The sequence below is a fragment of the Ruegeria sp. C12 genome (assembly GCF_056537745.1).
The window spans coordinates 192,117-209,808 of sequence record NZ_JBQFSA010000003.1 but is presented as its reverse complement, the minus strand read 5'-3'; the positions used below and the strand labels follow the sequence as shown (position 1 = coordinate 209,808).

General features: G+C 59.1%; 17 protein-coding genes and 2 tRNA genes. 6 read left to right on the top strand and 13 right to left on the bottom strand.

The genetic code is table 11. The features are described 5' to 3' along the window. Positions 1-157: 157 nt before the first annotated feature. The 3 genes from ACR0C9_RS08395 to ACR0C9_RS08385 all read right to left on the bottom strand — a co-directional run bounded on the left by ACR0C9_RS08395 (position 158) and on the right by ACR0C9_RS08385 (position 3,525). Complete coding sequence (locus ACR0C9_RS08395) at positions 158-1,180, bottom strand: aspartate-semialdehyde dehydrogenase (RefSeq protein ID WP_170623424.1); 1,023 nt, start codon at positions 1,178-1,180, stop codon at positions 158-160. A gap of 112 nt (positions 1,181-1,292) precedes the next feature. Beyond that, complete coding sequence (locus tag ACR0C9_RS08390; protein WP_480780784.1) at positions 1,293-2,330, bottom strand: glycosyltransferase family 4 protein; 1,038 nt, start codon at positions 2,328-2,330, stop codon at positions 1,293-1,295. Positions 2,331-2,352: 22 nt separating this feature from the next. Further along, complete coding sequence (locus tag ACR0C9_RS08385; RefSeq protein WP_480780783.1) at positions 2,353-3,525, bottom strand: MFS transporter; 1,173 nt, start codon at positions 3,523-3,525, stop codon at positions 2,353-2,355. Between the two features lie 137 nt (positions 3,526-3,662). Between ACR0C9_RS08385 and ACR0C9_RS08380 the strand changes: the two genes are divergently transcribed. After that, entirely contained in the window at positions 3,663-4,805 is a 1,143-nt protein-coding gene (locus tag ACR0C9_RS08380) for a DUF3095 domain-containing protein (RefSeq protein WP_480780782.1), read from the top strand. Between the two features lie 4 nt (positions 4,806-4,809). Here the strand turns inward: ACR0C9_RS08380 and ACR0C9_RS08375 are convergent, their stop codons facing one another. Next, the gene (locus ACR0C9_RS08375; protein ID WP_480780781.1) at positions 4,810-5,580 is read right to left on the bottom strand and encodes an aldolase/citrate lyase family protein; all 771 of its coding nucleotides are present in this window, start codon (positions 5,578-5,580) and stop codon (positions 4,810-4,812) included. A gap of 190 nt (positions 5,581-5,770) precedes the next feature. On the opposite strand from ACR0C9_RS08375, the gene hpaR reads away from it, so the two are divergent. Together hpaR and ACR0C9_RS08365 are read left to right on the top strand one after the other, a co-directional pair. Next, on the top strand, positions 5,771-6,205 hold the full coding sequence (hpaR, locus tag ACR0C9_RS08370) for a homoprotocatechuate degradation operon regulator HpaR (RefSeq protein WP_170453436.1): 435 nt from the start codon (positions 5,771-5,773) through the stop codon (positions 6,203-6,205). A 640-nt stretch (positions 6,206-6,845) separates the two neighbouring features. Next, positions 6,846-7,544: a fumarylacetoacetate hydrolase family protein gene (locus ACR0C9_RS08365; RefSeq protein ID WP_480780780.1), complete on the top strand. Its 699-nt coding sequence runs from the start codon at positions 6,846-6,848 to the stop codon at positions 7,542-7,544. Positions 7,545-7,547: 3 nt separating this feature from the next. Here ACR0C9_RS08365 and ACR0C9_RS08360 read toward each other — a convergent pair whose 3' ends face one another. Both ACR0C9_RS08360 and ACR0C9_RS08355 read right to left on the bottom strand, forming a co-directional pair. Next, entirely contained in the window at positions 7,548-8,762 is a 1,215-nt protein-coding gene (locus ACR0C9_RS08360; RefSeq protein WP_170453438.1) for a DNA glycosylase AlkZ-like family protein, read from the bottom strand. Between the two features lie 4 nt (positions 8,763-8,766). After that, positions 8,767-9,792: a LacI family DNA-binding transcriptional regulator gene (locus ACR0C9_RS08355; RefSeq protein WP_170453439.1), complete on the bottom strand. Its 1,026-nt coding sequence runs from the start codon at positions 9,790-9,792 to the stop codon at positions 8,767-8,769. Positions 9,793-9,930: 138 nt separating this feature from the next. On the opposite strand from ACR0C9_RS08355, the gene ACR0C9_RS08350 reads away from it, so the two are divergent. Further along, positions 9,931-10,007, top strand: a tRNA-Arg gene (locus ACR0C9_RS08350). Between the two features lie 2 nt (positions 10,008-10,009). On the opposite strand, the gene arsB is transcribed toward ACR0C9_RS08350, so the two are convergent. From arsB to ACR0C9_RS08330, 4 genes are read right to left on the bottom strand one after another with little or no spacing between them, the layout of a single operon-like run. Next, entirely contained in the window at positions 10,010-11,032 is a 1,023-nt protein-coding gene (gene arsB, locus ACR0C9_RS08345; protein ID WP_480780779.1) for an ACR3 family arsenite efflux transporter, read from the bottom strand. After that, the gene (gene arsJ / locus ACR0C9_RS08340) at positions 11,029-12,294 is read right to left on the bottom strand and encodes an organoarsenical effux MFS transporter ArsJ (RefSeq protein WP_480780778.1); all 1,266 of its coding nucleotides are present in this window, start codon (positions 12,292-12,294) and stop codon (positions 11,029-11,031) included. The genes arsB and arsJ overlap by 4 nt, the downstream gene beginning before the upstream one ends. Further along, positions 12,291-13,289 carry an ArsJ-associated glyceraldehyde-3-phosphate dehydrogenase gene (locus ACR0C9_RS08335; RefSeq protein ID WP_480780777.1) on the bottom strand — a complete coding sequence of 333 codons (999 nt, stop codon included), beginning with the start codon at positions 13,287-13,289 and terminating at the stop codon, positions 12,291-12,293. The genes arsJ and ACR0C9_RS08335 overlap by 4 nt, the downstream gene beginning before the upstream one ends. A gap of 1 nt (position 13,290) precedes the next feature. Beyond that, on the bottom strand, positions 13,291-14,118 hold the full coding sequence (locus ACR0C9_RS08330; protein WP_170735616.1) for an arsenate reductase/protein-tyrosine-phosphatase family protein: 828 nt from the start codon (positions 14,116-14,118) through the stop codon (positions 13,291-13,293). Between the two features lie 187 nt (positions 14,119-14,305). On the opposite strand from ACR0C9_RS08330, the gene ACR0C9_RS08325 reads away from it, so the two are divergent. Then, a tRNA-Thr gene (locus ACR0C9_RS08325) sits at positions 14,306-14,381 on the top strand. A gap of 306 nt (positions 14,382-14,687) precedes the next feature. Here ACR0C9_RS08325 and ACR0C9_RS08320 read toward each other — a convergent pair. From ACR0C9_RS08320 to ACR0C9_RS08310, 3 genes are all read right to left on the bottom strand, one after another. After that, positions 14,688-14,903 (bottom strand): hypothetical protein, encoded by a 216-nt coding sequence (locus tag ACR0C9_RS08320; protein ID WP_480708436.1) that lies wholly within the window; start codon positions 14,901-14,903, stop codon positions 14,688-14,690. A gap of 77 nt (positions 14,904-14,980) precedes the next feature. Next, positions 14,981-15,385: a PaaI family thioesterase gene (locus tag ACR0C9_RS08315; RefSeq protein WP_480780776.1), complete on the bottom strand. Its 405-nt coding sequence runs from the start codon at positions 15,383-15,385 to the stop codon at positions 14,981-14,983. A gap of 45 nt (positions 15,386-15,430) precedes the next feature. Then, on the bottom strand, positions 15,431-15,829 hold the full coding sequence (locus tag ACR0C9_RS08310) for a hypothetical protein (protein ID WP_480780775.1): 399 nt from the start codon (positions 15,827-15,829) through the stop codon (positions 15,431-15,433). Positions 15,830-16,107: 278 nt separating this feature from the next. On the opposite strand from ACR0C9_RS08310, the gene ACR0C9_RS08305 reads away from it, so the two are divergent. Further along, entirely contained in the window at positions 16,108-17,682 is a 1,575-nt protein-coding gene (locus ACR0C9_RS08305; RefSeq protein WP_480780774.1) for an ABC transporter substrate-binding protein, read from the top strand. Positions 17,683-17,692 lie beyond the last annotated feature (10 nt).

Here is a 17,692-nt window from a genome sequence, read left to right as displayed (position 1 = left end):
GAAATCCTTCAGATGAGTTTCTTCAGGCTATATTCACAAATTAGCATGGATTTGGGTGCCTGTCCTTCTTGTTAATTGGGCAGCACCATCAGCAAAAAACCCCGCCGAAAGAACGACGGGGCTCTTATTTCTTTAGTGGTCTTGAAAGACCTGGGGATCAGCCCTTTTTCAGAACCTCACGGCCCAGCAGTTCCGCGATTTGCACCGCGTTCAGCGCAGCACCCTTGCGTAGATTGTCCGAGACGCACCACAGGTTGATGCCGTTCTCGACGGTCGAGTCCTGACGGATGCGGCTGATGAAGGTGGCGAAATCGCCGACGCATTCGGCGGGCGAGACGTAGCCGCCGGCCTCGCGCTTGTCGATCACCATGATGCCCGGTGCTTCGCGCAGGATGTCGCGGGCTTCGTCTTCGTCCAGGAATTCCTCGAATTCGATGTTCACGGCTTCAGAGTGGCCAACGAACACAGGCACGCGGACGCAGGTGGCTGTGACCTTGATCGACGGATCGACGATCTTTTTGGTCTCGACAACCATCTTCCACTCTTCCTTGGTCGAGCCGTCTTCCATGAAGACGTCGATCTGCGGGATGACGTTGAAGGCGATCTGCTTCTGGAACTTCTTCGGCTCAACCTCGTTGATCGGGTTGTAGACGGCTTTGGTCTGGTCCCACAGCTCGTCCATACCCTCTTTGCCCGCACCGGATACCGACTGATAGGTTGAGACGACAACGCGCTTGATCTTGGCGCGGTCATGCAGCGGCTTCAGCGCGACAACCATCTGCGCGGTCGAGCAGTTGGGGTTCGCGATGATGTTCTTGTTCTTGTAGTCGTGGATCGCCTGCGGGTTACATTCCGGCACGATCAGCGGAATGTCCGGGTCGTAGCGATAGAGCGACGAGTTGTCGATCACCACGCAGCCCGCCGCAGCGGCTTTGGGCGCATAATCCTTGGTCGGGGCAGAGCCTACGGCAAACAGGGCGATGTCCCAGCCGGTGAAATCAAAGGTGTCCAGGTCTTTGGTCGTGAGTGTCTTGTCGCCAAAAGTCACCTCAGTGCCCAGCGAACGGCGGCTTGCCAGAGCGGCAAGTTCGTCCACGGGGAACTGGCGTTCCGCCAGGATGTTCAGCATTTCGCGGCCCACGTTACCCGTGGCGCCGACGACGACGACGCGATAGCCCATTTCATGTCTCCAAAGTTAAGGACGCGCGTTCATAGCCGCGTTGCAGCGAAGAAAAAAGGGCTTTCGCAGGGTATTTCACCGATTGACGCGGATTTGAGGCGGTTCGCTGCGCTTATTCCGCATCCAGCAGAGAGCGGTAGACCTTTACGATGGCTTCGGCCTCGCCTTCGATTCGAAAATTCTGTTCCACATGGGCGCGTGCGGCCTGTCCGGCGGTGGCCAGTTGGGCCGGGTCGGACAGCATCTGATCCAGCGCCTCGGACAATGCCGGGGCGTTGTCTTTTTCAACCAGCCGTCCGGTCTCAGTGTCCTTGATCTGGGCACTGAACGCGCCCACACCATGGCAGGCGATGGCGGGCACGCCCGAGGCCATCGCCTCAAGCGGGGTCAGACCAAACCCTTCGTGGCGGGCGGGGGCGACGAACAGATCGAGGGCACGATAGGTCTCGACTATTTCCTCCCACGGGCGTTCGCCAAGAAAATGGACACGGTCGCACAAGCCAGCGGCTTGCAGCTTGGCTTCCTGCTCGGCCTGAAAGGCTTCGAATTCGCTGGTGGCGCGACCGGTGAAGATGATGTGGGCGTTGGGATGGTTGGGCAGAACGCTGAGCGCGGCGTCGACCAGCAGATCGACGCCTTTTTGTGGCCTGATGCGTCCGAAACAGCCGATCAGCGTACCGCTGGGCAGGCCCAGCTTGTCGCGCAGGGCTTGTTTGTCGGTCGCCGGGTGGAACAGTTCGGTGTTCACGCCATGCATGATCACCGTCGAAGGGTGCTGCAGGAACGAGGCTGCCTGCGGCGTTGTCGCGATCAAGGCATCCATTTGCGAGATCAGCTTCTTGGTAAACCCGGAATGATCCCGTTGCGCCGCAGAGGTGAACAGAAGTTTCAGATTGCGCCGCAGGACCTTGCGCAGAAACAGGCCCATCAGCATTTCCGTATTGCGCCGCGCGTGCCAGACCCGGCGGGTGCGGTTGGACAGGAACGGAACCTTGATCAGGCGGATATGCGGCAGGTCATCCGGCAGGCCGGGGCCGGTGGCGACGATCCCGATCATCTCTTTCTGGATCGGCAGCAGGCGGATGACCGTGGTTGTGACCCCGGACAGGCTGTGTTTCAGGTTGGGTGCGATCACCTCGATATCCTGCACGGGCCGTCCCTCCGGTTCTAAATCAATCCACGTTGTCCCGGCTGAATAGATAGATCACGCAGCCAATGGCAAGGGTCACGGCGAAAAAGCCGAAGATGGCCAGATAAGGCGCGGCGGCTCCGGCGGCGGTATTGGCCGCATGGATGCGACCGGTCACGAATTGCGCGATGCCGACCCCGCCGATCCCAAACAGGTTCAGCAACGTGACCCCGCGCCCGACCAGATGTGGCGGCACAAAGGCGCGACCATGGGCCATGATCACCGGAAAGCTGGCCCCCAGAAAGCCAATGACCGCCAGCAGCAGGACCGAGACCCAGATCGCGCTGTCGATCCACAGGCACAGCAGGCCCAGTGCCACAGCGCCCAGCGCGTTGCCGCCGAAGATCACCCATTTCCGCGTGCCCAGAATGCGATCCAGCGGCCCGTAGGCAAAGGTCCCGGCGATCATTGCCGACCCCATGATCAGCGTCGCAGTACCGATCTGAGTGGTGCTGAGCCCGAAGACGTCATTCAGATACGGTCCGGCCCACAATCCCCGCAGCGCGGCAGAGGGCGCATAGGCCACCAGCATCAGGGGCAGGATCAGCCACAGGGCTGGCTGTTTCAGCAGGTCCAGAACTGATCCCTTATGCTCGGTCTCGACCTTGGCGGGGTCGCGGACGCTGACCCATATGCCAAGGGCGATCACGGCGGAAATCACCGCCAGCCCAAGCAGGGTGGCGCGCCAGCCCATCAACTCGACCGCCAGCGCGGTGGGGTAAGAGGCGACCAGATTGCCCACCGACCCCACGCCCAGCATCACCGCCGCAAGGGTTGCAAACCGGGCAGGCGGGTATTCGCGCGCAAAGATGAAGTAAGATGCCATCAGGACCGGAGAGCATCCGACCCCGATCAGCGCCATCGCAACGCTGACATGAAAGGCCGAGGATGCGGTGGCAAACACAGCCGCCCCGCCGGCACCGCCCACCAGCAGCAGCGCGGCGGCGGTCAGGCGCGGCCCAACCCGATCCAGCGCCCAGCCTACGGGCAATTGCATGGCGGCAAAGACCAGAAACCAAAGGCCCGAGGCAAAGGCCAGATCCTCGGGCGTGGCACCGATATCCTTCTCAAGATCCAGGCTGAGCACGGCCAGAAACGCACGAAAGAACTGGCTGAGGACGTAAGCCAGACACAGTACAACCAGCCCTGACTTCATGTAACGTCCCCTTCACATCTTGGCACCAATCCTTGGCACGTCATGGCAAAACGCACAAGCGCGTGTAGAATGTTGCAGAGGGCGGACTTCGATCACGTTTGAGCTAGCTCTTGGGTCAAGCCAATTTGAGGGGGACAATGAAAGACCTCCATTCTGCGTTTTATGAAAACCTTCCGCTGCTGCGGGATTTTAACCGGCTGGCAGACCCGTCGACTTTTTCACCTGTTCCCGATGACTGGATTCTGGGCGTCGCCGATATTGTCGATTCGACCGGAGAGATCGCGCGCGGGCGCTGCAAGACGGTCAACATGGTCGGCGCGGCGGTAATCTCGGGCATGATCAACGCCATGGACGGCAAGCTGTTTCCTTATGTCTTTGGCGGCGACGGGGCCGGGTTTGCGGTGCCACCCAGCGCAGCGGACACCGCGCGCACTACACTGTCTGACCTGCGGCGCTGGGCGCAGGAGGAATTCTCGATGCCCTTGCGCGCCGCCTTGGTGCCGGTGGCCGAGTTGCGCAAGGCGGGCAAGGATTTGCGCGTGGCACGCTATGCGCCCTCGAACGGGGTGGACTATGCCATGTTCACGGGCGGCGGTCTGGCCTGGGCCGAGGCGCAGATGAAAGCAGGTGTGCATGAAGTGCCGATGGCCGAGCCGGGCAGCCAACCGGATCTGACCGGCCTGTCCTGCCGCTGGTCCAACAGTCCGGCGCAACATGGGCGTATCGTGTCGGTCGTGGTGCAGCCGACGGCAAGCGCCACCGAAAGCGACTTTGCCGATCTGGCTCAATCGGTTCTGCGCGCCTCGGACGGGTTGGACCGTGCAGGCCATCCGGTGCCCGAGACCGGCCCGCCCATGACCTGGCCGCCCCCGGATGTGGGCTTGGATGCTCATGTGTCCCGCGCCGGGCGGAACCTGTTGGTGCAAAAGCTGATGCTGCTGGGGCAGAACCTGCTGATCGCGATGCTGTTCTGGACCGGCAAACGCATGGGCCAGTTCGAACCCGGGCATTACAGGCATATGGTCAGCCGCAACGCCGATTTCCGCAAATTCGATGACGGGCTGAAAATGACGCTGGATTGCGACCCGGCGACGTTGGCCCAGATCGAACACATGCTGGAAGAGGCGCGCGGGCGCGGCAAGATCAGGTACGGCCTGCACGCGCAGGATGAGGCGATGATGACCTGCTTTGTCCCTGCAGCCACGCGCGACGACCATGTGCATTTTGTCGACGGTGCATCCGGTGGATATGCGCAGGCCGCAGCGGTCATGCGCGGCTAAGCGATTATTCCGGCTTCCACTGTGCCGCCAGTGCACGGGCGGATTGCGCCAACAGCATCACGTCAATGCCCACGGCCAGAAACGCCGGATCCATCTCAAGATAGGCCGAGGTCGCCTCGTCATTCGTACCCAGAATACCCGGAGCCTTGCCGGCAGCCCTGATCCGTTTCATTGCGTCTGCGATCACCGCGCGAACCTCGGGCGCGGCGCTGTTGCCTTGGTGGCCCATATCCGTGGACAGATCGGCGGGGCCGATGAACACCCCGTCGATACCCTCGACCTGCAAAATCTCGTCCAGCGCCGCGATCCCGGCGCGGTTTTCCACCTGCACCAGCAGGCAGATTTCCTGATCGGCGGTTTGGATATAGTCTTTGACGGACCCATACATCGTCGCCCGCGCCGAGGTTGCCCCGACACCGCGCACCCCTTCGGGCGGATAGGTGCAGGCGCGGACAAGCGCGCGGGCCTGTTCAGCGCTTTCCACGATGGGCACAAGAATAGTCTGCGCGCCTGCATCCAGCACCATCTTGATCCGCCAGGTTTCCCCCACGGGCACACGCACCACCGGATGCGAGGGGCTGTTCGCCAAAGCCACCAACTGATCCCGGATCGAGCGGATGTCATTTGGCGCGTGTTCTCCATCGATGACCAGCCAATCGAAACCCGCGGTTCCCATGATCTCGGCGGTGATCGGTTCGGCAAAGCTCATCCAGCAGCCGATCTGCCGTTTGCCCTGTGTCAGAGCCTGTTTGAACGGGTTATGTGGGGCGGGCATTGGGAACACTCCTGTTTCAGGCTCTTGCGGTGTCAGTGAATTCCGCCAATTGGCCGGGGTCAAGTTCTACTTCTTTTCCCCGCGAATTAGCCGCCTCATCCCATTAAACAAAACAATGCCAGATCGATTGGTATCACGAATTTCAACTGCAAAAACTTGCGCAATTTCTGGATTTAGGTGAGGATTCAGTATGACCGACGAACTTCCCCTAACGTCGCGATCTTTGCCCATTGCTTTGTTGCGGGCGCGGGAAAAGGTTATGGGACCCATTCGGAAATTGCTGGTGGACGCTGGTGTCACCGAACAGCAATGGCGGGTCCTGCGGGTGCTGAACGAAGAAGGCCCGCAAGAACCCACCCATATTGCCGAACGCGCCTGTCTTCTGTTGCCCAGCCTCACACGGATTCTGCAAAAGCTGGAACAGAAGAAGCTGATTGTCCGGCGCAGCCACCCTCAGGACCGACGCCGCCAGATCGTCGAGATTAGTGCCGACGGTATTCAGGTGATCCATGCCAATCTGGCCGTCAGCGTTGAACAGGCCGAACGCATTCGCACCCAGCTTGGCCCGGACAAGCATGAGATGCTGCTGGATCTGTTGAACGAGCTGAAAGATCTGGAAAGCTAAGGGGCAAATTCGCGATTTGCATTAAAACCCCGCCGGAGATGGTAGGGGGAAATCTCCGGCGGGGTGGCCAGACCCGGACTGGAATTGTGCCTGGCCCGTGTTTCAGAAAGTGCAGAACCGAAAATGGCTCAGTACCGGGGTTTGGGGTCTAGGGGGTAGACCTTTGGCCCTTGCTCCTTCCGAAACAGTCGCGTCCAATTGCAGACTTGTGGGGTTGTCCGCAAGAGGTTTCTTCGAGTCAGTTTGGTCGTGCTGTTGTTCCGGTCTTCTATAGGACCGGATGTGTGTCTTTCCCTGTCTCGACGACAGGTGCCGTGCGGCAAATGTCTTTTTTGCTTCGATACCACGTGTTCTAGTGCGAAAGCCGCGGTTTCCAAGCTATATTCTTCAATTCAGGCATGTGGTCCTGCAACACATGCCTTTGAACGATCTGCGCCGGGGGTCAAAAAGCACAGACGCTCTGGACTTGATCAAACCGGGTTGATCAGATTCAGGGAACATATCTGTGGTTGTGTGCCGGAATTGAGCAGTTCCATGCCGAAACAATCTAAAGGCGTTGGTAAAAACAGGCGTGTTTCCGCCGGTTGCCGATGGCGCGGTCTTAACTAAGATGCGTCTGAACACGCAATTAGGGGTCATCATGCAACACTATTTGTTTCCGGTTCCGGACACGCTCGGCCTTCCCGTTGTCGGGGAAAGGGACCTTTATCCGGTCGGTCGCATCTTTTGCGTCGGTCGAAACTATGCCGCCCATGCCGCCGAAATGGGGCATGAGGTTGATCGCGAGGAGCCTTTTTACTTCACCAAATCCGCCGCCAATGCCGTTTTGACGGATGCGACAGTGCCCTATCCGCCCGGCACAGGGAATTACCACCACGAGATGGAGCTTGCGGTTGCCATTGGCAAACCGGTATTCAAGGCCTCCCGTGCGCAGGCCTGGGAGGCGGTCTACGCCTATGGCTGCGCGCTGGATATGACCCGTCGTGACCTGCAAATCCGCGAACGTAACAAGCAACGACCTTGGGATCTGGGCAAAGACGTCGAAAACGGTGCGGTCTTTGCGCCGATGACCCCTGCCGCCGCTTGGTCGCCCGATGATGACAAGCGCATCCACCTGAGCGTCAATTCCGAAGTCCGTCAGGACGCGACCCTGCAAGAGCTGATCTGGAAGATCGATGAGATCATCTGCCACCTGTCCGGTTTCTATCACCTGCGCCCCGGCGATCTGATCCTGACCGGTACACCTGCCGGAGTCGGGCCAGTGGTTGCAGGGGACAAAATCGAAGGCGGGATTGACGGGTTAGAGCCCATTCGCCTGACACTGACAGACGCAGAATAGACCCTATTTAGGGTCTTTCAGCCAATCCTGCGCAAACTCGACCCTATCCAGACCGGCAAAGCGGCGGACCCGATCCAGTTCCGCGTCCAATCGACGGGTGCGGGCGTCCGACCACCGGACCTTGCGCTCGGGCCACATGGCTTTGACCCGCAAAACGCCCGCATCCCGATGGGCTTTCATGTCGATCCGCCCGATCAGCTTGTCGCCCTCAAGCAGGGGGAATACGTAGTAGCCATAGGTCCGTTTCGCCTCGGGCACAAAAACCTCGATCCGATAGTAGAAGCCGAACAACCGCTCGGCCCGGTTTCGGTCGCGCAACATCGGGTCAAACGGGCTGAGCACCCGGATGCGGCCCGTGGGCTGCGGCAGGTCATACGAAGCGTCGATCAGGTCGGGTCGCGCGAACAGCTTGCGCGCGCGCCCGTCCACACAGGTGATCTCAATCTCTTCCAGAGCACCTGATTTCAGCCCCCTGGCGCACCAATTCTTCGCCTCTGCCGGGCTGACCGTATCCCAGAATGCGGCCAACTCGCCCGAGGTTGCAAAGCCAAGCCGGTCCAGTGCCGCGTTGCATAGCCAATCGACCGTCGCCGCTTCGTCACAAGGTCGCTGTCCGGGGCACAGATGTGTTTCGATCACCCGCTCGGTCAGGTCATAGCGTTTCTGAAATCCGTCGCGCCCCACAACGGTCAAAGCCCCCGACCGCCACAGAAACTCAAGCGCGGTCTTGGACGGGTGCCAATCCCACCAGCCGCCAGAGCCCTTCTTTTCGTCCTTCCCGACATCCGAAGACGACACCGGCCCATGGTCGCGGATATGATCCAAAACGATCTGGAACTGCTGTTCGAACCCGTCCCGGCGCCAGTTCTTCCAGCGCGACTTAAGCAACGCTGCATCGCGCTGAAATCGCAGATGCCAATGGCGATAGTAGTCCATCGGAATGACGGCGGCATCATGGGTCCAGTGTTCGAACAGCGCCCGATCCCGCTCGTACAGACGTTTGAGGTTGCCGCTGCGATAGCTGGGCCTGCGCGAGAACAGGATCATGTCATGGGCGCGGGCGACGGTGTTAATGCTGTCCAGTTGTACAAAACCCAGCCGCTGGATCAGATCCAGCAACTCCGCGCCTTTTGCACCGCCCGCAGGTGGCTCGGCCAGCGCGTGGCGATCCATAAACAGCGCCCGCGCCGTCCGGTTGTCTAACCGTCGCAGCGCCATTGGGTCACCGCCGCTTCAGCGTATCGCCATAGCTGATCTTGGGGGTCAGGGTCACACGGGTTTCGATCTCGGAATTCGGATCTTTAAGCCGTTCGGCAATGATCTCGGCCGCCTGGCGACCAATCTCCAACCGGCAGGCATCCATCGTCGCCAATTTCCGCGGCAGGCCCTGCAGCAATTCCACGTTGTTGAACCCGGCCAGACCGATTTGTCCGGGAATGTCGATGCCCTGCTCCAGCAGATACAACAGCCCGCCCGCACCGATCATGTCGTTGGAATAATACAGAAAATTTAACTCGGGTGAGCGTTCCAGCATGGTCTGCGTCATCTCACGGCCCTTGGCCAGAGCGGAGCCGCCGGAATAGAACTCACGATCCTCGATCTCGATCCCGTGCTTGCCCAGCACCTCGGTAAACCCTTCGAACCGCTTCCGTGCCCGGTGATCCAAAGGCATCTTGGTGCCCATGAACCCGATATGTTCATAGCCCGCTTTAAGGATCGCCTGCGCCATCTCACGACCCGCGCGACGGTGGGAAATGCCCACCATTGCGTCCACCGGCTTGCCGTCGGTATCCATGATCTCGACCACCGGAATGCCCGCCGAATCCAGCATGGCCCGCGCAGCCTCGGTATGTTCCAGCCCCGCAATGATCACGCCCGAGGGCCGCCACGAGAGCATCTCGTACAGCACCTTCTCTTCCTTTTCAGGCAAATAATCGGTGACGCCCACCACCGGCTGCAACTCGGTGTCTTCCAGCACCTGATTGATGCCGGTCAGAACCTCGGGGAAAACCATGTTCGACAGCGACGGGATGATCACCGCGACCAGATTGACCCGGCTGGACGCCAGCGCACCGGCGATCTTGTTGGGGACATAGCCCAGTTCTTTGGCTGCAGCCAGAACGCGGGTGCGGGTGGCGTCTGACACGTCGCCCCGGTTGCGCAGGACCCGGCTGACGGTCATCTCGGAGACCCCCGAAGCCTCGGATACATCGCGAAGGGTAAGCGGGCGTTTAGTTTCAGTATTCACGAGAGGGCACCTGCGTTGTTGTTTTGCCCGATGGTAGCGTGAACAGGGCGCAGTTTACAACTGTTCTACGAACCCGCCGTAAACCCGCCGTAAACCCCATGACAAGCCGAAAAAACACAGGTACAGAGACCCTTGCGCGGCCCCGTGGCTCAACTGGATAGAGCAGCCCCCTCCTAAGGGGCAGGTTGCAGGTTCGAATCCTGCCGGGGTCGCCAGCTTAGGGTGTTACTGGCTCTGGGAACCGCGCGCGGGTGCGGTTGGCGAAGGCGACAAGCGACAGCATGACCGGAACCTCGACCAGAACGCCCACGACCGTTGCCAGCGCCGCGCCCGAGTTCAGGCCGAACAGGCTGATGGCGACTGCCACGGCCAGTTCGAAAAAGTTCGATGTGCCGATCATCGCGCAGGGGGCGGCGATGCGGTGGGGGACTTTCAGGGCGTAGGCGGTTCCGTAGGCCAGGGCAAAGATGCCATAGCTTTGGATCAGGATCGGCACGGCGATCAGGACGATGACCATCGGTTTCGACAGGATCGTCTGCCCCTGAAGGCCGAACAGGATCACAACCGTTGCGATCAGGCCCATGATGGACCATGGCTTGACCCGGGCCGAGAAGGCATCGATGGCCTGTTGCGAGCCCAGCTTGCGTCGCGTGATCAGCCCGGCGATCAGGGGAAGGACGACATAGAGAACGGTAGCAAGCACCAAGGTCTGCCACGGAACCGAGATGTCGGTGACACCGAGCAGAAACGCCACGATGGGCGCAAAAGCCACAACCATGATCAGGTCGTTGACCGAAACCTGCACCAGCGTATAGGTCGCATCCCCCTTGGTCAGCTGGGACCAGACGAAGACCATCGCCGTGCAAGGGGCCGCGCCCAGCAGGATCAGGCCGGCGGTGTATTGGGCCGCATCCTCGGGTTTGATCCACGGGGCGAAGACATAGTCGAAGAACAGTACGGCCAGCAGCGCCATGGTGAACGGTTTGATCAGCCAGTTGACGACCAGCGTCACGATCAGCCCCTTTGGTTGGCGCGCCACGCCCGCGACCGCCCCGAAATCGACGCCAACCATCATCGGATAGACCATGGCCCAGATCAGGATGGCGACCACAAGGTTCACGCTGGCGACCTCAGCCGAGGCGACCATCCCGACGAGGCCGGGCGCGGCCAACCCGATCACCACGCCCGCGACCATGGCGAGGGCAACCCAGATGGTCAGGTAGCGTTCGAAGATGCTCATGAATATGCCTCGGATGTTTGGTCTGTCAGTTTGCCCGATGTCAGCGCAGCCAGCGCAACCATCACCGCCGCCGTGCCCAGCACAAGGGACAGCCCGCCGATCTGATAGGTGAGGCCGGACAGGACGGTGCCGACCAACCGGCCCGTTGCGTTGGCCATGTAATAAAAGCCTACATCCATCGTGACCCGCTCGGATTTGGTGAAGGCGAGGATCAGGTAGGAATGCAGGGATGAGTTGACGGCGAAGATCGCTCCGAACACCAGCAGGCCGATGACCAACGTGATCGTTAGCCACGTCTCGGGCCCCGAGGACAGCAAAACAGCCAGTGTTAGAGCCGCAGGAATGCAGAACAAACCTGCCGCCCAGCTGCGGGCGGCGCGGATCAGGTCACCCTCGCTGCGGTCCGAGGCGCGCAGGATCTTGGGGGCGCTGGCCTGTACCGCGCCGTAGAGGATGACCCATATCGCCATGAACGTGCCGATCATGAAGAACGCGGCGCGATTGCCATCCTCGGTGCCGTCGGAGAGGACCGCGTAGAAATAGATCGGGATGCCGACCACGAACCAGACATCCCGCGCGCCGAACAGAAAGACGCGGGCCGCTGACAGCCAGTTCACGTTGGCGGATTTCGAGAACACCTCGGAGAATTTCGCGCCTTTGCGCCCTTTGGGCAGCCCCGGCGGCATGAACCGGATGACGGCGAACAGGATCACTGCCAGAACAACAGCCATGACCACGATGGCGGTCATGAAGCCCAGCGTTGCCAGCATCGCAGCACCCAGCAGAAAGCCCAGACCTTTGACTGCGTTCTTTGACCCGGTCAGCACGGCAACCCAGCGAAACAGCCCGCCGCCCTCGGCCGGGGCCAGCAGTTTGACGGCTGATTTCGAGGACATCTTCGCCAGATCCTTGGCCACCCCGCTGGCCCCTTGCACAACCATGACAAAGGCAACCGATGTGGCGACGGTCCAGTGCGGGTCCAGCTGAGTCATTGTCAGCAGCGCCGCGACCTGTAGCCCCAGCCCGGCATAAAGGGTCGAGGTCAACCCGAACCGCGCCGCAATCCAGCCCGCGGCCAGATTTGTCACCATCCCGGCGATTTCATAAAGAACAAACAGATACGCCAACTGCACCGGCGAGAAACCCAACGTATGAAAGTGCAACAGCACCAGCATTCGCAAGGCCCCGTCGGTCAGCATAAAGGCCCAATAGGCCGCCGTGACCGCGATATAGGCCGACAGTCCCTCGGGCCGGTTGGTCACAGCGAGGCCCCGACCATCAGCGCCACATCGACCAGACGGTGGGCATAGCCCATTTCGTTGTCGTACCAGGCGTAGATTTTCACCTGCGTGCCGTTCACCACCATGGTCGACGGTGCATCGACGATCGAGGAGCGTTCGTCATTGGTATAATCGGTCGAGACCAAAGGCCGGGTTTCATAGCCCAGAACACCCTTCAATTCGCCTTCGGCGGCGGTTTTGAACAGGGCGTTGACCTCTTCGACGGTGGTCTCGCGCTCGACCTCGAACACGCAATCGGTCAGCGAGGCGTTCAACAGCGGCACCCGCACTGCATGGCCGTTCAGGTGTCCTTTGAGCTCTGGATAGATCAGTGTGATCGCGGTGGCTGACCCGGTTGTGGTCGGGATCAGCGAGTTCAGCGCAGACCGCGCGCGGCGCAGGTCCTTGGCGGGGCGGTCCACGATGGTCTGCGTATTGGTCACGTCATGGATCGTCGTTATCGAGCCGTGTCGGATGCCCAGATTCTCGTGGATCACCTTGACCACCGGGGCGAGGCAGTTGGTCGTACAAGAGGCCGCCGTCACGATCTGATGAGCGGCAGGATCGTAGATCGCATCATTGACCCCGAAAACGATGTTGGCGGTCGGTCCGTCCTTCACCGGGGCCGAGACGACAACCTTCTTCACGCCCGCGTCGAAATAGGGGGCAAGCTTCGCTTCGGTCTTGAAGACGCCGGTGCAGTCGATCACCACATCGACACCGTCCAATGGCAGCGAGTTCAGGTCCTTGGTGCCGATAAAGGGTAGACGGGTGCCGTTGATGGTGACGCTGTCGGCGTCATGATCGAATGTTGCATCCCAGCGGCCGTGCACGGTGTCGAACTCCAGCAGATGCGCGTGCATCTCGGGGTCGCCGACCGCGTCATTGATCCAGGCGATCTTTGCACCTTTCTCCAGCAACGGCTTCAGCGCCAGTTTTCCAATTCGGCCAAGGCCGTTTACAGCATATGTGGTCATATTATTCCCCGACCGAGTTTCTGCCGATGTCATCGACAGCAGATTGCAGCGCGATCCGGTCAAGGCTTTCGACCGGCAGTGATGTGAAGGCTTCGATCCGGTGCTTCAGCGCGCCATAGGCGCTTTGGAATGCCAGACTTTTCTCGGCATCGGTTCCGGTGGCTTTGACCGGATCTTCCATGCCCCAATGGCCGCTGATGGGCTGACCTTCCCAGGCCGGGCATTCTTCGTTGGCGGCCTGATTGCAGACGGTAAAGACGAAATCCATTTCCGGTGCGTCCTCGGTTGCGAATTCGGACATATGCTTTGATCGCAGTACCGAGGTGTCATGCCCTTTGTCCTTCAACACTTGAACGGCGAACGGGTTCAGTTCGGACGCGGGCTGGGTTCCGGCGGAGTGCACATTGAACCGATCCCCACCGAGTTGACGCAGCAGGGATTCGGCAAAGATCGAGCGGGCAGAGTTACCAACACACAGAAACAGGACGTTGAACTTGCGATCTGTCATAGTGTCATTTCCTTTTGTGAAAGGCATGCAGATGTCCGGGCGGCCCCGGCAGCAATCGACAATCAGAAAATCCAGCATCCCCTGCACATTCTTCATGTCGACCGAGTAGCGCAGCGAAGTTCCGGATCGTTCCTGAGTGACCAGCCCCGACCGTTGCAGTGCGTTCAGGTAGTTCGACATGGTGCTGGGTTTGATGCCCAGTTCCCCCGCAAGCTCGCCCGCAGGCACGCTGTCAGGAAACCGTCGCATTAACATGCGAAACACGGTGATACGCTGCGGGTGGCCCAGGATGGCCAGTTGGTCAGTGATTCTTTCTATCATATTTCATGAAATATCGAAATAAGAGTTGCAGATCAATTCGCGACTGGTGCCGTTACAAAAATTTCACAAACCGGGATGTCACCGCTGCGCGGCTTGATCAATGCCCGGTTCCCGCGCATCTGGACTTGCAGGCGCCAGAGCGACGGTTTAAACGAGCCTTCACACCCGGGTCCGGGTGGCCCAGGGTGCCGCTGTAGCTCAGCTGGTAGAGCACGTCATTCGTAATGATGGGGTCGGGGGTTCGAGTCCCTTCAGCGGCACCAGTTCTTCTCAGTAAAAAACCCGTCGATTTTGGACTCAATCGCTTCGGATGACCGTTGGATGGTCGGAATTGGACCTATCATTCAGCATTGAATCTGAGACGCCCGAAAAAACGACGTAACGTCGCTTTGGTTGACACTTTCCTTAACAAGTTGACGTAAGCGTCAACTATCGCTGGTTATTTTGACTACGCGGTCAAAAACTGATGCAAATCGTCGATTCCTTCCCCCTTACGTCTCAAAACGAAACCCCTACATCCGCCGTGTCGCTGCGGGAAGCACTCACGGAAGGGGATCCTAGAGCCTGCCTCACCAGTTGCGCTCGGATGTGGCCCGCAGCGGCAAAGCTTGGGCAAATAAGTGGGAGGAGAGAATTTGATACCGTATGTCTTGTCTGTTCTTCGCAAGGCTCACACGAGCGAGAACGCTGACGTGAATCATCACGATCACCGGTGCGTCATAGTATTGGATGAGGAACAGGGATCTCCCGGACTGAAGAAGGACGAGCTGCGGGATCTCTTTCATGTCGCGTTTGTCGAGATGGACCGCGATTTGCCAAAACGCCGAAAGAAAAAAGCACAGTCAAAGTCGACTTAGCACCGTCAATCTGACCAGGTCAGCGTCAACTGCGTCTGCGTCACAATGGCAGCCGGGCGGCCATCCGGCAGCGCGACAGTGGTTTGCCATATCATCGTCTTCCGACCTCGGTGCAACGGAATGCAGGTCAGTGTGATCTGGTCTTCGATCCGAATTGGCCGAATAAAGTTGGTTTTGCTTTCCAGTGTCGTGGTGCTGGCCCCTTTTTCGAGGTTCAGAGCCGCCGCAACACCGCCAATCGAGTCCGCTGCCCCCATGATCGCCCCACCGTGCATGACGCCGTTCCGGTTGCCCATGTCCGGTCTGACACGCAAAGTGGCAATGACTTTTTCTGGCTCAACCGATTTCAGCTCTAGCCCCAATGATTGAGAATAGGGCGGCAGCCAGTCCTGAGTATCTTTGTGCGGCATCTGTGTTTGGTTCTTTGATGATCTGACTTCAGTCATTGGCTTATTCTATTGCCATACGTAATGCGGATTGCGTTCGCCTTTCAAAAACCGCGCAACATCAATTGCGTCAATGACCAATGAAACACTGTTGAAGCCTGAAAGAACACAAACCCACCAAAAAAGCGCAGGGTCCGTGTCTTTGTCCGGCAAATTTAAAATGAAGTAGGCGATCATTGGGACCCATAGAAAGTGGCCTGCGCCAAGCAGCCTGACAAAACCCAATCTGAAGTAAATCACGATCATCAGCGAAATACCGACTCCGACCGCGACAAGGTTGAACCAAGCATAATAGGAATCGAGAAAGAGCAGAGAGGCCAGATTCACAAGTATCAGGCAGATGGCCCAAGTTCTGGCAATTGGCTTGAAGCGAAACAGAACGATCCAGAGAATTTCGAAGGCACGCATGCGCCCTACTTTATCATCAGCGCAATAGTTGTCATAAACTATGCGACATAACCATCAACTGCGGAACACCTTCAAAACAGGGATGGAACGCGTCGGCGTATCCGAGCGAACACCAGCCCTCTTGACCCAAGGTCCAGACCGTTTCAGGGCTACCGACCCAGAATGATTGACATGCTCTCGCAGTTGGTATGCTATCCACTCCCATAACAATCACAGAATTTTGCGGCACTGCATCGTGAATTCGGTGCAGCTAAATGACTGCAAAAAGGGAGGAAATTATGAACAAACCAATGCTTGCACTTGCGGTGCTGATGACGTCGACGACGTTGGCCAGTGCGGAAACCCTGCGCTGGGCGCGCTCGGGCGATGCGCTGACGCTGGATCCGCATTCGCAAAACGAAGGGCCCACGCATACCGTGCGCCATCAGATGTATGAACCGCTGATTATCCGCGATACATCCGGCGCTTTTGAGCCTGCACTTGCCACGGATTGGGCCCCCAGTGAGAGTGATCCCAATGTATGGGTGTTCAACCTGCGTCAGGGCGTGAAGTTCCATGATGGGGCCGATTTCACGGCGGAAGACGTGGTGTTCAGCATCAACCGCGCCAAACAGCCGAACTCGGACATGAAGGAACTGATCAACTCGATCGTTGAAGTGCGCGCTGTCGATGACCACACGGTCGAGATTGTGACCGACGGGCCGAACCCGATCCTGCCGGCGAACCTGACGGACCTGTTCATCATGGATCAGGGCTGGACCGAGGCGAACAACACGGTCGATGTGCAGGATTTCGAAGGCGGAGAGATCACCTTTGCCACCACCAACGTAAACGGTACCGGGCCGTACAAACTGGTCAGCCGCGAGCCGGACGTGAAAACCGTGATGCAGCGGAACGAGGATTACTGGGGCCGTGATCAGTTCCCGATGGCGATCAGCGAAATCATCTATACGCCGATCCAGAACGACGCGACCCGCGTGGCGGCGATGCTGTCGGGTGAGGTGAATTTCCTTCAGGATATGCCGGTACAGGATCTCGACCGGGTCAATGCCGTGGACGGTCTGGTTGTCAAACAGGCACCTCAGAACCGGGTGATCTTTTTTGGCATGAACCAGGGCGGGGATGACATCGAAGCGGATAACGTTGATGGCAAGAATCCTTTGGCCGATGTGCGCGTGCGTCAGGCCATGTCCAAGGCCATCAACCGCGACGCTATCAAGCAGGTGGTCATGCGCGGTCAGTCGCAACCTGCCGGGATGATCGCGCCGCCCTTCGTAAATGGCTGGACGGCCGAGATGGACGGTGAAAGCAGCACGGATGTCGAAGGCGCCAAGGCCCTGCTGGCCGAGGCGGGCTATCCTGACGGATTCTCGATCCGGCTGGATTGCCCGAACGACCGTTACATCAACGATGAAGGCATCTGTCAGGCCGCTGTCGGGATGCTGGGTCAGATCGGCATCACCGTGAATCTGGATACCAAGCCCAAGGCGCAGCACTTCCCGCTGATCACGGATGGAAAGACCGATTTCTACATGCTGGGTTGGGGCGTTCCGACCTATGACTCGGAATACATCTTCAACTTCCTGGTTCACGGTCGTGAAAGCGACATTGGCACGTGGAACGGAACCGGCTTTGACAATGACGAGCTGGACGCCAAGATCAAGTCTCTGGCCTCGAACACGGACCTCGTTGCGCGCGATCAGGCTATCGCCGAGATCTGGCGCGTGGTGCAGGATGAACAGCTGTATATCCCGATCCACCATCAGGTGCTGAACTGGGGCATGGCCGAGAATCTGGACATCAACGTCGATCCCGAAGATCAGCCGATGGTGAAACATTTCGGCCTGAACTAACCCGTGTCGC

What these genes read in the sequence shown, in the direction of transcription:
- ACR0C9_RS08395 (WP_170623424.1), bottom strand. Translation starts at nt 1,180, where the DNA reads ATGGGCTATCGCGTCGTCGTCGTCGGCGCCACGGGTAACGTGGGCCGC.
- ACR0C9_RS08385 (WP_480780783.1), bottom strand. Translation starts at nt 3,525, where the DNA reads ATGAAGTCAGGGCTGGTTGTACTGTGTCTGGCTTACGTCCTCAGCCAG.
- ACR0C9_RS08380 (WP_480780782.1), top strand. Translation starts at nt 3,663, where the DNA reads ATGAAAGACCTCCATTCTGCGTTTTATGAAAACCTTCCGCTGCTGCGG.
- ACR0C9_RS08375 (WP_480780781.1), bottom strand. Translation starts at nt 5,580, where the DNA reads ATGCCCGCCCCACATAACCCGTTCAAACAGGCTCTGACACAGGGCAAA.
- hpaR (WP_170453436.1), top strand. Translation starts at nt 5,771, where the DNA reads ATGACCGACGAACTTCCCCTAACGTCGCGATCTTTGCCCATTGCTTTG.
- ACR0C9_RS08365 (WP_480780780.1), top strand. Translation starts at nt 6,846, where the DNA reads ATGCAACACTATTTGTTTCCGGTTCCGGACACGCTCGGCCTTCCCGTT.
- ACR0C9_RS08360 (WP_170453438.1), bottom strand. Translation starts at nt 8,762, where the DNA reads ATGGCGCTGCGACGGTTAGACAACCGGACGGCGCGGGCGCTGTTTATG.
- arsB (WP_480780779.1), bottom strand. Translation starts at nt 11,032, where the DNA reads ATGAGCATCTTCGAACGCTACCTGACCATCTGGGTTGCCCTCGCCATG.
- ACR0C9_RS08335 (WP_480780777.1), bottom strand. Translation starts at nt 13,289, where the DNA reads ATGACCACATATGCTGTAAACGGCCTTGGCCGAATTGGAAAACTGGCG.
- ACR0C9_RS08330 (WP_170735616.1), bottom strand. Translation starts at nt 14,118, where the DNA reads ATGATAGAAAGAATCACTGACCAACTGGCCATCCTGGGCCACCCGCAG.
- ACR0C9_RS08320 (WP_480708436.1), bottom strand. Translation starts at nt 14,903, where the DNA reads ATGAAAGAGATCCCGCAGCTCGTCCTTCTTCAGTCCGGGAGATCCCTG.
- ACR0C9_RS08315 (WP_480780776.1), bottom strand. Translation starts at nt 15,385, where the DNA reads ATGCCGCACAAAGATACTCAGGACTGGCTGCCGCCCTATTCTCAATCA.
- ACR0C9_RS08310 (WP_480780775.1), bottom strand. Translation starts at nt 15,829, where the DNA reads ATGCGTGCCTTCGAAATTCTCTGGATCGTTCTGTTTCGCTTCAAGCCA.
- ACR0C9_RS08305 (WP_480780774.1), top strand. Translation starts at nt 16,108, where the DNA reads ATGAACAAACCAATGCTTGCACTTGCGGTGCTGATGACGTCGACGACG.